This window comes from Cellulophaga lytica DSM 7489 (assembly GCF_000190595.1).
Taxonomy (GTDB): Bacteria; Bacteroidota; Bacteroidia; order Flavobacteriales; family Flavobacteriaceae; genus Cellulophaga; species Cellulophaga lytica.
The window spans coordinates 999,071-1,012,926 of record NC_015167.1; the positions used below are offsets into that span (position 1 = coordinate 999,071).

Here is a 13,856-nt window from a genome sequence, read left to right on the forward strand (position 1 = left end):
TTAAATTGATTTTAACTCTCTGGAGCCAACTCAACTTCTAAACCATCTAAATCTGGCGTCATATGTATTTGACAACCTAATCTGCTGTTATCTTCTACATTAAAAGCTTCTGCCAACATAGCATCTTCATCATCAGACATTTCTGGTAGCTCATGATCCGACTTAACATAACATTGACAAGAGGCACACATTGCCATACCACCACAAATACCAATTGTACCCTCTGGAGCAAGCTCGTAAGAACGTACAACTTCCATTAAATTCATATTCATATCAGTAGGTGCATCTACCTCGTGTAAAACACCTTCTCTGTCTGTTATTTTTAATTTAATATCACTCATTATTCTATTGCTTTTACAACTGCTTTAGGCGCTTCTTTTTTAGTACCATCAAAACCAGACACACCACCAACGGTAGTATATTTCATAACATATTTTTTATCTGGATATATTTTTTGGTAGGCACTCTGACACATTAATGTAGCTTCATGAAAACCACACAATATGAGCTTTAGTTTTCCTGGATATGTATTTACATCTCCAATAGCATAAATACCAGGTATGTTTGTTTGGTAATCTAAAGCATTATCAACTTTTATTGCATTTTTCTCTATCTCTAATCCCCAATCTCCTATTGGACCTAGTTTTGGAGATAAACCAAATAAAGCAATAAAATTATCTACCTCTAAAACAAGGTTTTCTTCTTCTCCTGTTTTTTTAATTTCTACAGCAGTAAGTGTATCATCTCCTTTTAAACCAACAATTTCTGCCGGAGTAATAAGGTTAATTTTACCTGCATTTTTAAGTTGTTGCACTTTTTCAACCGAGTCTAAAGCTCCTCTAAACTCATTTCTTCTATGCACCAAAGTAACCTCAGCAGCTACATCAGCTAAAAAAATACTCCAATCCAAAGCAGAATCTCCACCACCAGCTATAACCACTTTTTTATTACGATAAACTTCTGGATCTTTTATCATATAAGCAACGCCATTGTCCTCAAACTTAGATAAGTTTTCTAACAAGGGTTTACGAGGTTCAAAACTACCTAAACCACCTGCAATTGCAACAATTGGTGCGTGGTGTTTTGTACCTTTATTTGTTGTAACTATAAAAGAACCATCTTCTTGTTTATCTATAGTTTCTGCACGTTCACCCAAAGTAAAACCTGGCTGAAACGCTTTTATTTGCTCCATTAAGTTATCTACCAAATCACCTGCCAGTACTTCTGGAAAACCAGGAATATCATAAATTGGTTTTTTAGGATAAATCTCAGAACATTGTCCGCCTGCTTGTGGCAAGGCATCTATTAAATGGCACTTTAGTTTTAACAATCCGGCTTCAAAAACAGCAAATAATCCTGTTGGACCAGCACCTATAATTAATATATCTGTCTTAATCATGTAAAAGTAGTCTTAAAAATAAATGTAAAATTACAGAAGTAATTATGCTTATAATATGACAATTATCAGCACAAATTAACCAACGTTAATTACTTCTTCAATCTGTGGCACATACTTTTTAATGGTCATTTCTACACCACTTTTAAGTGTCATTTGGTTTACACTACAACCAACACACGCACCTTCTAACTTTACTTTTACAGAAGTATCATTATCTATTGAAATTAGAGAAATATCACCACCATCACTCTGTAAAAATGGGCGGATTTCCTCTAATGCTTTCTCTACGTTAGTTCTTACCTCTTCTGTTGTCATTTTCTTATTGCTTATTAACAGGCGAGCAACCCGCCATAGTTGTTATTTTAATAGCCTCTGTTGGTGGCAAATCTGTATTTCTACTTACCACTTGTTGCACTACATTTTTTGTAAGCTCGTTAAAAGCAGTTTCTATAGGTGTACCTTCTTGCATTGCTGCAGGTCTACCAACATCACCAGCTTCTCTTATGCTTTGTACCAAAGGAACTTCTCCTAAAAAAGGCACTTTTAAGTCTTCTGATAAGTGTTTTGCTCCTTCTTTACCAAAAATATAATATTTGTTGTTTGGCAACTCTTCTGGAGTAAAATACGCCATATTTTCTACAACTCCTAAAACAGGTACGTTAATAGAATCTTGCTGAAACATTGCTACACCTTTACGTGCATCTGCTAAAGCTATTTCTTGTGGTGTACTTACTACTACAGCACCAGTTACAGGCATTGCCTGCATAATACTTAAATGTATATCTCCTGTTCCTGGAGGCAAATCTATAAGCATAAAGTCTATTTCTCCCCAATGTGCATCAAAAATCATTTGGTTTAATGCTTTAGATGCCATTGGCCCTCTCCAAATTACAGCTTGGTTTGGTTGTGTAAAAAAGCCAATAGATAGCAATTTAACTCCGTAACTTTCTACTGGTTTCATTTTAGACTTACCGTCTATATTTACTGCTAAAGGTTTTTCTTGAGCCACATCAAACATAATTGGCATAGATGGCCCGTAGATATCTGCATCTAACAAACCAACTTTAAAGCCCATTTTAGCTAAGCTTACAGCTAGGTTAGCTGTTACTGTAGATTTACCTACACCTCCTTTACCAGAGGCAACAGCTATAATATTTTTAATTCCAGGAAGTGGCTTCCCTTTAATTTCGTTAGTTTTTGGCTTTGCAGCTTCTGCATCAACCTTAATATTAACTTTAATTTTAGCTTTTTCATACACTTCTGCGTGTATAGCTTTTAAAATTTCTACCTCAGTTTTTTTACGTGCTTGTAAACTAGGATTGTTTATAGTTACATCTACAACTACCTCATCACCAAAAACCATAACATTGGTTACAGCTCCGCTTTCAACCATATTTTTACCTTCACCAGGAACTGTTATCTTTTCTAATGCCTTTAAGACATCTTGTTTATTTAGCTTCATCTATAGTACTTTCTTTTTCAGCTTTTTACTTAAACTGATTCTAAACTACAAAGATAGTGTATAGGGCTGAGATTAAGAAGCAGCAGAATTGAAATATAACATACTTTTATAAGTTTAAAATATATTATTTAGACAGCATATAGATTTTAAAGCTAAGGCTACTCTAGTTCTTCTATAGGATCCCAAAAATAGGTTTCTAAGTTTTGTATTTGATTGTTTATAACCACAACACCTTCATTCTCTAAAAGCTGTTGCATAAGGTTGGTTCCGTCAAAATGATGCTTACCTGTTAGCAACCCTTTACGGTTTACTACTCTGTGGGCTGGTATTTCTTCTTTTAAATGAGATGCATTCATAGCCCAACCTACCATACGCGCACTACGTGCAGCTCCTAAATATTTAGCTATTGCCCCATAAGAGGTTACTCTGCCATAGGGTATTTGTTTTGCTACCGCATATACTCTTTCAAAAAAATTCTGATTATCTGTTGCCATTTTAATGATTATATACTCTTATTAAAGTTATAATAAAAAGTAACAGCATTAAGGCACTTATAATGTAATTAGAGTTTTTAGAAAACCCGTTAGATTTTTTCTCTAGTTTATTAAAATAAACAGTGTATAAGTACAACACTGCAAAAGTACCACAGCCTGCAGCAAGTATAAACACCAAAATATCCCAAACCTGAAATTTAATCCAGCCTGATGCCTTCCACATTGCATTCATACCACTGTAATACGGAATTGTAAGAAGGTTTATTGCTGCTAAAAAAACACCTTTAAAAAAACTATTACGCTTACTAATTTTAGGCTTGGCCTTCTTTTTAGGTTTAATCCACTCTTTTGCCATAGCAAAAAAATAAATGCCTAATAAGGCAAATACTCCTAAAGCTACTTTTAGCAGTACACCAACAAAATCTGGATTATTGTGTAAAAATTTAGATATTATTACCGCTATGTATGCTTGTAAAATTACCGTTATAGCTACGCCAATACTAAATATTATACCATTTAACTTTCCTTTTTCTACACTAATTTTTGCAGCATTCATATTTAACAACCCAGGAGGCACAGTTGCCATAAAGGCCCCAGAAAATGTTGCAAAAAAGAGTATGAGTAAGTGTGTCATTGGTTAATTGACTCTAAATTTTATATAGGTGATTGGTTTTCCTTTCTCAAGATACTGATTTTCATAGAAAGTCTGAATTTCTAATACTTCTTTTGGACTTCCTTCATTTTTATACACATCATGATTTGCGTAAAGTACCTCTAAACCTTTACCATGCAAAAGACCTAAAGTGTAACCGTGCATAAACTCGCTATCGGTTTTTAGGTTAACAACACCATCTGCTTTTAATATTTGCCTATACTTAGCTAAAAAAGCCTCGTTAGTTAACCTGTGCTTGGTACGTTTGTATTTTATTTGAGGATCTGGAAAAGTAATCCAAATTTCAGAAACTTCACCTTCTGCAAAAAGTTGATCTATTAACTCTATCTGAGTTCTAATAAAACCAACATTATCCATATTTTCTTCGGTTGCTGTTTTAGCTCCTCTCCAAAAACGAGCTCCTTTTATGTCTACACCAATAAAATTTTTGTTAGGACTTTGCTTTGCCAAACCAACGGTATACTCTCCTTTACCACAACCCAACTCTAGTATAATTGGGTTATCGTTCTTAAAAAAAGTATTCCACTTGCCTTTTAAAGCAAATGTTTCATCTACTATTTCTTCTCTGGTTGGCTGAATTACGTTATCAAACGTTTCATTTTCTTTAAACCTCTTTAGCTTGTTTTTACTTCCCACAACATAAATTTAATGATTTGGCAAAGCTAAGGAAATCTATTTATGTTTTTATAGTAGTTTCTTTATAGGTATGAATAAAAGCAAACGCATATTGGTTGCCCCATTAAACTGGGGTTTAGGGCACGCTACAAGATGTATTCCTATAATTAATGCTTTATTAACCCAAGGTTTTACTCCTGTTATTGCCTCTGATGGCGACGCACTTAACCTTTTAAAAAAAGAATTTCCGGGCTTGGAGTTTCACGAATTGCCATCGTACAAAATAAAATATGCCAAAAACGGAAAAAACTTTAAAATAAAATTACTTTGGGATTCTCCTAAAATGCTTAAAGCAATACAAAAAGAGAAAAAACAAACTAAAAAACTGGTAAAAGAGTTTAATATTGATGGTATTATATCTGACAACCGTTTAGGTGTTTGCTACAAAAAAGTACCTAGTGTTTTTATTACGCACCAATTAAATGTGCTGACCGGTAACACCACTTGGATGACCACTAAATTGCACCAAAATATTATTAAAAAATTTGATGAATGTTGGGTGCCAGACACTAAAAAACAGCCTAACCTATCTGGCAAACTTGGCCATTTAAAAAAATCTAGCCTTAAAATTAAATACTTGGGACCACTAAGTAGGTTTAGTAAAACTGACACACCTAAAAAGTACGATTTAATGGTGCTGTTATCTGGTCCAGAACCACAACGTTCTATGCTTGAAGAAAAAATATTTGATGAACTTATTGGCTATCCTAATGATGTACTTTTTGTAAAAGGTATTATAGAGGAAGAGCAAAAAATATCTTCATTAAGAGGCAACATTGTTGTATACAACTTTATGAGTTCTAAAGCTTTAGAACGCGCTATAAACGAAAGCAAACTAATACTTTGCAGATCTGGCTACACTACTTTAATGGATTTAGCCAAACTAGAAAAAAAGGCGTTTTTTATACCAACACCTGGACAGTTTGAGCAGGAGTATTTAGCCAAAAGATTAAATAAAAAAGAAATAGCACCAACTTGCCAACAAGATGACTTTACACTAGAATTATTAAAAAAAGTGAAAGATTATAAAGGTTTAACCAAATTTAAAAGTACTGTAGACTACTCTTCTTTATTCTCTATTTTTTCTAAAGTAAAAGAAAACTCAGATCCAACATCGACTACACTTTCTACATAAATTTTTTCGTTATGTGCTTCTATAATGTGTTTTACTATAGATAAACCTAGTCCAGAGCCACCAACCTCTCTGTTTCTACTTTTTTCTACACGGTAAAAACGCTCAAAAAGCCTAGATAGGTGTTCTTTAGATATACCTTCGCCATTGTCTGTAACACGTACAATTACTTTATTTTTTATAAGGTTCTCTACACTAACCTCTGTAGTACCGTTAGTGTGGCCGTATTTTATTGAGTTTACCAACAAGTTAGACACCACCTGTTGCATACGCTCCTTATCTGCCCTAACTAGTATTGGCTCTTTATACTCCATATCAAAAGTTAATGTAATTTGCTTTTTAGCAGCACGCATTTCTAGCAAATCAAAAACATTTTGTATGAGCTCTACAATATCAAAATCTTCAAATTCCATTGTTAAACCACCAGCCTCTAGCTTGGTAATCATATCTAAATCTTTAACAATGTATATTAAACGCTCTACACCTTTATTAGCACGCTCTAAATATTTTTCGCGCACTTTTTTATCGTCCATAGCACCATCTAACAACGTTAAAATATAACCTTGTACCGTAAACAATGGTGTTTTTAACTCATGAGATACGTTACCTAAAAAATCTTTTCGGTATTCTTCTCTAATTTTAAGCGTGTCAATTTCTATTTTTTTTCCTTTGGCAAATTTTTCAATCTCCTCTGTCAAGGTTTTTATATCTGTAGTAATAGGAGCAGATGAAAAAGAAGTAGACTCTAGTAAAGAAACATCATCATATATTTTTTTTATTCTTCTGTATATAAAACGCTCTACTCTATGCTGTATAATTAAAAACGATATACTAAAGCTAACAAGTGCAAAACATAACAAAAACAGCCACTCTACAGTAGCTGCATAATACATATATAATCCTAACAACAGTGTTAGTGTTATTACAATAAAAAATGACGAACGGAATGCGAATTTATATGACTTTTTTAGTCTTTTTGCCATTATAAAACAAACTTATAACCAACACCTTTTACAGTTTTAAAATGGTCGTCTCCTATTTTTTCTCTTAATTTTCTAATGTGCACATCAATAGTTCTACCACCAACAACAACTTCGTTACCCCAAACCTTGTCTAAAATAACTTCTCTTTTGTACACTTTATTAGGCTTAGAGGTTAACAAAGCTAAAAGCTCAAACTCTTTTCTTGGCAGTACTATTTCTTGGCCATCATTAATAACCTTGTACTCTTCTCTATTAATTACAATGTTACCAACTTTAACTATATCTTCTTGCTCTGCAGCATTGTCTTCTTTTAACCTTCTTAACAAAGCTTTTACCTTACTAACCAAAACTTTTGGCTTAATAGGCTTTGTAATGCAATCATCTGCACCAGCATCAAACCCGGCAACCTGAGAATAATCTTCTCCTCTAGCCGTTAAAAAGGTAATAATTGTGTTTTGCAAACCAGGTGTGTTGCGTATAATTTCGCAAGCTTCAATGCCATCCATTTCTGGCATCATTACATCTAAAATAATTAAGTGAGGATGTTTTTTCTTTGCTTTAGCAACAGCTTCAACCCCATTTTTTGCTGTAAAAACCTCATATCCTTCTGACGAAAGGTTATAACTAACAATTTCTAAAATGTCTGGTTCGTCGTCTACTAAAAGTATTTTAATATCCTTCTTTTTCATTTTTATATTTTATTGATTGGTTCGCCAAAAGTAAAGATAATACTTATACTTCAAAGCTGCTTAACATTCATTTAATATCATAACATTTAAATAACAATTAAGAATTAAATTGTTAACACATAGGTAACATCGCGTTCACAGGTTGACACGTTCTTTGCGCCAACTATTAAACGAAATTAATGAGACTTTTATTATTGACATTTTGCCTACTAACGTGCTTAGTATCAAAGGCACAAGAAACAGGAAGCGTTGTTGGGAAATTAACCGACAAAGAAATGAATAATGACCCGTTACCATTTGCTAACGTACTAATTAAAGGAACGACTAAAGGAACAACATCAGATTTTGATGGCTTATATGAGATTGCAAATTTAGAGCCGGGTACATACACCGTAGTATTTAGTTATGTTGGATATGAAACTGTAGAAATACCTAATGTAGCTATTGTTGCTGGCAAGGTTACAACAATAAATGTACCAATGGCAGCTAACGAAGGAATGATGTTAGATGAAATTGTTATTACAACAGTTACAAGAAAAGATTCTGAAACAGCTTTATTACTAGATCAAAAGAAAGCTGTAGAAATGAAAACTGCAATTGGCGCACAAGAATTAGCACGTAAAGGTGTTAGTGATGTTGCTACTGCTGTTACCAAAACAACTGGCATTTCTAAACAAGAAGGTTCTGGTAGTGTTTTTGTACGTGGTTTAGGAGATCGTTACAACGTTACTACAATGAATGGATTGCCTTTACCAACCAATAATCCTTCTAGAAAAAACATTGATTTAGATATTTTTTCTACTGATATTGTTGAGTATATTGGTATTGATAAAACATATAACGCCAAAAACTACGGTGACTTTGCAGGTGCAAATATTGATATTTCTTCAAAAAACTATAAAGGATCTGGCTTTTTACAACTAGGAGTTGGTACTGGTATTAACACTGAAGCTATTGGCGAAAGTGATTTTTACTTAAACGATGGCCCAGATGTATATGGTTTTTATACTAATGACTATCCAGATTTTCCATTAAACAATTACAACTACACAACCAGCTGGGACAGAGAATCTGCTCCTACACCTATAGTTACTAGCCTATCTTTATCTGGTGGCGATTCTTATACCTTAGGTGAGCAAAGTAAATTAAGCTTTTTTGCTGTTGGTACTTTTGATAACGACTACAAATATAAAGAAGGTGTTGCAAGAGGTAGCACTTCTCCTAGTGGCTTAATTGCTAAAGATTTTGACTATACTAGTTACGAGTATAGCACAAACTCTACATTAATGGCTAATATTGGTTATACAATAGGTAGATCATCAATTAAATACAACTCTTTATACGTAAACACTTCTACTCAAAAACAACAAGAATACAATGGTGTTATTAATGTTTTTGATTACGCGCCAGAAGGCGGTGGTTTAATACAAAGAGGAACTTTTGAAAGAACTTCTCTTTTTGTAAATCAATTATTAGGAGATCATAAAATTGGAGAACAATTAGAGGTTAATTGGGGAGCATCATACAACACTGTAGAAAGTAGTATTCCTAACAGAAAACAAACTACACTATCTCCTGATGATTGGGATGAGCCAAACGGACCAAAATCTTTCCGTAGATCTATTAGTAACTCTGATAACCACAGGTTTTATCAAGACTTAACTGAAGATGAATTAGCTGCTAATTTATCTGCAACTTATAAGTTTAAGAAAAATGAGGATGATTTATATGACGGTAAATTAACTGTTGGTTATAGCGGAAGATTTAAAGAAGTTGATTTTGAAGCTACTCAATTTAACTTTAATATAAATACAAGAAATAATGATGGGTCTACAATACCACAACCTATTATTACTGACCCTTACAATTTAGATGCTTATTTTACTCAAGAGAACTTAAATGCAGGCTTATTTAGCTTAAGTACCTTTAGAGGTAATGCCAATAACCCAATTGCATTACAACCACAAACTTATAATGGTAACCAAGATATACACGCCGCTTATACTAATTTAGAGTATGCTTTTAATCCTAAATTTACATTAATTGCAGGTTTACGCGTAGAGCAAATTAACCAAAGTATAGATTGGAGTACATCTATAGACCCAGCGGGAGATTCTAATGAATTTGAAAAAACAGAATTTTTACCTGCTTTATCTTTAAAATATGAACTAAACGATAAGCAAAACTTAAAGTTTGCAGCTAGTAAAACATATACCTTACCACAATTTAAAGAAAGAGCATTATTCTTATTTGAAGATGTTACAACAACTTACACTGGTAACCCAAGTTTATACGCTTCTACAGATTACAACTTTGACTTAAAATGGGAAATGTTCCCTAACTCTAGTGAAATTATTTCATTAGGTGTTTTTGGTAAATATATTGAAAACCCTATTAATGAAATTACAATTAACTCTGCATCTAACGTAATTAGCTACGTAAACTCTGGTGACTGGGCAAAAGCATACGGTGTAGAACTAGAAGTAAGAAAAGATCTTTTTGCTACAGAAAAAGATACTGAAGACAGCGTATTAAAAACTGTATTATCTGCAGGCTTTAATGCATCTTACATGAATACAAATCAAGAGCTAAACCCTGATAAGATAATTGAAGAAACTACCGCTGCTGGCTTTCCATTAAGCGTAAACTTTTCTAATGAGGAAGACGGCTTAACTGGAGCATCTGATTTGTTACTAAACGGAGACATTAGCTTTTCTAAAGACTACAGTAAAAACAAAAACATTACAACTACAATTGCTTACAACTATTTTTCAGACAGAATATACGCTTTAGGAGTACAAGGAAAAGGCAACTTGGTTGATAAAGGTTTTGGTTCTTTAGATTTTATAGCAAAAGCACAACTAAATGAAAACATTAGAATTGGACTTTCTGCTAAAAATATATTAAACCCATCTGTAGAAAGATTCCAAGACGAACAAGATGTTACAGTACTATCTTACAAAAGAGGTGCTAACGTAAAACTTTCTTTGTCATATAACTTTTAATTAATAGTATAGTTACACTTATATAAAACTGAGTTAACAACTGGTTAACAACCAAAGTCTTAATTCGCATTAAATTATTAAACAAACGGAAAAATGAAAAAAACTTTCTTAAAATTTATGATGATCGCTTCAGTTCTTGGAACTGTAATGGTATCATGTAGTAGTGATGACGACTCTGGCGACAAAAATACTTGCTCTGACGGCATACAAAATGGAGATGAAACAGGAGTTGACTGTGGAGGATCTTCTTGTCAACCATGTGCTTCTACAGCATTAGAAGGAGAAATTAGCGATGAATTAACCTTAGATGCTTCATTAGAATACGAATTAAAAGGTAAATTAGAAATATTAGATGGTGGTAAATTAACAATACCTGCAGGTACTGTAATTAAAGCTACTGGTGGTACAGCATCATATATAGCTGTTGCTCAAGGAGGTCAAATATTTGTAAATGGTACAGCTAGTGATCCAGTAGTTATGACTTCTGGTGAAGCTTCTCCTGCTCCTGGTAACTGGGGTGGTTTAGTTGTTTGTGGTAAAGCGCCAACAAACAAAGGTACAGCTGTTACTTCTGAAGTTGCAGATTTAACTTATGGTGGTACTGTTAGTGATGATAATTCTGGTGTTATAAAATACCTACGTATAGAATACACAGGTGCAACTTTTACTAATGATAAAGAATTTAACGGTTTATCTTTATTTGGTGTTGGTTCTGGTACTACTGTAGAGTATGTACAGTCTTACAACGGTGGTGATGACGGTATTGAATTCTTTGGTGGTACTGTAACAGGTAAATACTTAGTGTCTACAAACTCTGGTGATGACGGTATTGACTTTGCTGATGGCTGGAATGGTAATGGAGATTTCTGGTATATCTCTGGAGCTGCTTTTGCTGGTATAGAAGGTTCTAACCTTGCAGAAGAGCCAGTTGGTGTAGATCCTGTAACTACAACTACATTAAGCAACATTACTGTTGTTGGTCCTGTTACAGAAGGTGCTCTTTACTACAAAGAAGGTGGCGGAAACTTCACAATAGATAACTTTTACACTGCTGGTACAGACTTAGGTGTTAAAGTTAAAAGTACAGATACTCCTGCAGCAACAAGAATTGAAGCTGAAGCTTTAAAAATTACTAACATGCAGTTTGCAAGTGTAGCAGATGGTTTTGAAAAAACAGATTACACTGGTGCTAACCAATCTTTTATATCTGAAGGTATTGCAACTGGTGCTGGTAATGGTGCTGCTGCTCCTGATTGGGCTGCTGGTTGGACAAGAGGTTTAGATAACAGCGGTGTTACAGAATCTAACTTAGAAGGTACAATTACTTCTGCTGTTTCTTTACAAGCAGACGTAAAATACTTACTTACTAGTAAATTAGAAATATTAGATGGTGGTGAGTTAACTATACCTGCTGGTACTGTTATTGAAGCTACAGGACAAACTAGCTCTTACATTGCAGTTGCACAAGGTGGTAAAATATTTGTAAATGGTACTGCTACAGAGCCAGTAGTTATGACTTCTGGTGAGGCTTCTCCTGCTCCTGGTGATTGGGGTGGTTTAGTTGTTTGTGGTAAAGCTCCAACAAACAAAGGTACTGCTGTTACTTCTGAAGTTGCAGATTTAACTTATGGTGGTACTGTTGCAGATGATAATTCTGGTTCTATTACTTACTTACGTTTAGAGTACACTGGCGCAACTTTTACAAACTCTAAAGAGTTTAACGGCTTATCTTTATTTGGTGTTGGTTCTGAGACTACTGTAGAGTATGTACAGTCTTACAACGGTAACGATGATGGTATTGAGTTCTTTGGTGGTACTGTTACTGGTAAATACTTAGTGTCTACTAACTCTGGTGATGACGGTATTGACTTTGCTGACGGATGGAATGGTAACGGAGAATTTTGGTATATCTCTGGAGCTGCTTTTGCTGGTATAGAAGGTTCTAACCTTGCAGAAGAGCCAGTTGGTGTAGATCCTGTAACTACAACTACATTAAGCAACATTACTGTTGTTGGTCCTGTTACAGAAGGTGCACTTTACTACAAAGAAGGTGGTGGAAAATTCACAATTGATAACTTATACACTTCTGGAATTGATTTAGGAATTAAAGTTAAAAGTACAGATGCTCCTGCAGCAACAAGAATTGAAGCTGGTGATTTAGTTATTACTAACATCCAATTTGACGCTAAAGCAACTGGATTTGTTGAAACTGATTACACAGGTGCTAAGCAAGACTTCTACACAGAAGGTACTGCAACTGGTGCTGGTAATGGCGCTGCTACTCCTGACTGGGCTACTGGTTGGACAGTTGGTTTATAAGCCATAAAAACATACATTAAAATGAACCGCCTAAACTAAGTTTAGGCGGTTTTTTTTATACCTTAAACAGCCGCAACAAATTATGATGTTTTTTCTTTCATTTGTTAAAGTTTTTTCTTTTTATCGAAAATGTTAAATTTATTGTAACGTAAAAAGTTTCAGTTTAGTATATTTGTAGTATATTTATTGCATACAGCTATATATGAAACACTTATACCTTGTCTTATTCTTTGTATTTTCTACGGTGGTTGCTTTTGGGCAAGATGCCAAGAATAGCTCTGATATAGAAGGTTTAAAGCTTTACCCAAACCCTGTAACTAGTGGAAAAATATACATTAGTACTAAGAAAAATGCCCCTAAAAAAATATTAATTTTTGATGTTTTAGGAAATAAAGCACTAGAAACTAAATTAATTGGCAAAGAGTTAAATTTATCTAATTTAGATGCAGGTGTATACGTAATTCGCGTTTTTGAAAAAGACAAAGTTGCAACTCGCAAACTAATTATAAAATAAGTACTTGCAGTTTATCCGAGCTACGTACTTTTTCAAAATTTATTTCTTAACAAACAAAAAAAGGTGATTTAACCTACAAATAATCCTTTTTCACAACAATAAATATTTTTAAGTATTTACTTAACATACATTTACAGAGCTAATCCCAAATCAGCAAAAAATGAAGAAAATCTACATTTTGTTTTTAATGACATTTTGCTTGCTAGTTTCTGCCCAAGAAAAGGTGGTTAACTTGCCTATGCAAAATAGCAATATTCCCCAAATTGCAGATTTTAAACTATATCCAAACCCGGTAGCGGACAGAACCGTTTACATTACTACTAAAGAAAACAAAGCTAAAGATATTGTTGTTTATAATATTTTTGGTGAAGTAGTTTTAAAACAACGGTTAATTGCTAAACAATTAAATATCTCTAAGTTAATTCCTGGGATGTATTTAATGCAAGTAACAGAAAATAAAAAAACAGTGACACGTAAATTAGTCGTGAAATAAAAATTAAGCCCAAACAAC

The 13,856-nt window shown here is 33.8% G+C and carries 14 protein-coding genes; 5 read left to right on the top strand and 9 right to left on the bottom strand.

Annotated elements, in window-relative coordinates; translation table 11 throughout:
* Positions 1-11: 11 nt before the first annotated feature.
* From CELLY_RS04425 to trmB, 7 genes are all read right to left on the bottom strand, one after another.
* Positions 12-341 carry a 2Fe-2S iron-sulfur cluster-binding family protein gene (locus CELLY_RS04425; RefSeq protein WP_013620458.1) on the bottom strand — a complete coding sequence of 110 codons (330 nt, stop codon included), beginning with the start codon at positions 339-341 and terminating at the stop codon, positions 12-14.
* Positions 341-1,399 (bottom strand): NAD(P)/FAD-dependent oxidoreductase, encoded by a 1,059-nt coding sequence (locus CELLY_RS04430; RefSeq protein WP_013620459.1) that lies wholly within the window; start codon positions 1,397-1,399, stop codon positions 341-343. Before CELLY_RS04430 ends, CELLY_RS04425 begins: the two co-directional genes overlap by 1 nt.
* Before the next feature lie 75 nt (positions 1,400-1,474).
* On the bottom strand, positions 1,475-1,714 hold the full coding sequence (locus CELLY_RS04435; protein ID WP_013620460.1) for a NifU family protein: 240 nt from the start codon (positions 1,712-1,714) through the stop codon (positions 1,475-1,477).
* A 4-nt stretch (positions 1,715-1,718) separates the two neighbouring features.
* Positions 1,719-2,861, bottom strand: a complete 1,143-nt coding sequence (locus tag CELLY_RS04440) for an Mrp/NBP35 family ATP-binding protein (RefSeq protein ID WP_013620461.1) — start codon at positions 2,859-2,861, stop codon at positions 1,719-1,721.
* Between the two features lie 158 nt (positions 2,862-3,019).
* Positions 3,020-3,355 (bottom strand): MGMT family protein, encoded by a 336-nt coding sequence (locus CELLY_RS04445; RefSeq protein WP_013620462.1) that lies wholly within the window; start codon positions 3,353-3,355, stop codon positions 3,020-3,022.
* 1 nt (position 3,356) lies between these two features.
* The gene (locus tag CELLY_RS04450; protein WP_013620463.1) at positions 3,357-3,989 is read right to left on the bottom strand and encodes a LysE family transporter; all 633 of its coding nucleotides are present in this window, start codon (positions 3,987-3,989) and stop codon (positions 3,357-3,359) included.
* 3 nt (positions 3,990-3,992) lie between these two features.
* A complete protein-coding gene (gene trmB / locus CELLY_RS04455; protein ID WP_013620464.1) occupies positions 3,993-4,664 on the bottom strand; it encodes a tRNA (guanosine(46)-N7)-methyltransferase TrmB in 672 nt (223 codons plus the stop codon).
* A gap of 70 nt (positions 4,665-4,734) precedes the next feature.
* On the opposite strand from trmB, the gene CELLY_RS04460 reads away from it, so the two are divergent.
* Positions 4,735-5,838 carry a glycosyltransferase family protein gene (locus CELLY_RS04460; RefSeq protein WP_034646077.1) on the top strand — a complete coding sequence of 368 codons (1,104 nt, stop codon included), beginning with the start codon at positions 4,735-4,737 and terminating at the stop codon, positions 5,836-5,838.
* On the opposite strand, the gene CELLY_RS04465 is transcribed toward CELLY_RS04460, so the two are convergent.
* A complete protein-coding gene (locus tag CELLY_RS04465; protein WP_013620466.1) occupies positions 5,763-6,818 on the bottom strand; it encodes a sensor histidine kinase in 1,056 nt (351 codons plus the stop codon). The two genes, CELLY_RS04460 and CELLY_RS04465, sit on opposite strands and share 76 nt — an antisense overlap.
* On the bottom strand, positions 6,818-7,507 hold the full coding sequence (locus CELLY_RS04470) for a response regulator transcription factor (protein WP_013620467.1): 690 nt from the start codon (positions 7,505-7,507) through the stop codon (positions 6,818-6,820). The genes CELLY_RS04465 and CELLY_RS04470 overlap by 1 nt, the downstream gene beginning before the upstream one ends.
* A 179-nt stretch (positions 7,508-7,686) precedes the next feature.
* On the opposite strand from CELLY_RS04470, the gene CELLY_RS04475 reads away from it, so the two are divergent.
* From CELLY_RS04475 to CELLY_RS04490, 4 genes are all read left to right on the top strand, one after another.
* Positions 7,687-10,512: a TonB-dependent receptor gene (locus CELLY_RS04475; RefSeq protein WP_013620468.1), complete on the top strand. Its 2,826-nt coding sequence runs from the start codon at positions 7,687-7,689 to the stop codon at positions 10,510-10,512.
* A 93-nt stretch (positions 10,513-10,605) separates the two neighbouring features.
* Entirely contained in the window at positions 10,606-12,831 is a 2,226-nt protein-coding gene (locus tag CELLY_RS17145) for a hypothetical protein (RefSeq protein WP_013620469.1), read from the top strand.
* Between the two features lie 202 nt (positions 12,832-13,033).
* Entirely contained in the window at positions 13,034-13,345 is a 312-nt protein-coding gene (locus CELLY_RS04485; RefSeq protein WP_013620470.1) for a T9SS type A sorting domain-containing protein, read from the top strand.
* A gap of 160 nt (positions 13,346-13,505) precedes the next feature.
* On the top strand, positions 13,506-13,838 hold the full coding sequence (locus CELLY_RS04490; protein ID WP_013620471.1) for a T9SS type A sorting domain-containing protein: 333 nt from the start codon (positions 13,506-13,508) through the stop codon (positions 13,836-13,838).
* Positions 13,839-13,856 lie beyond the last annotated feature (18 nt).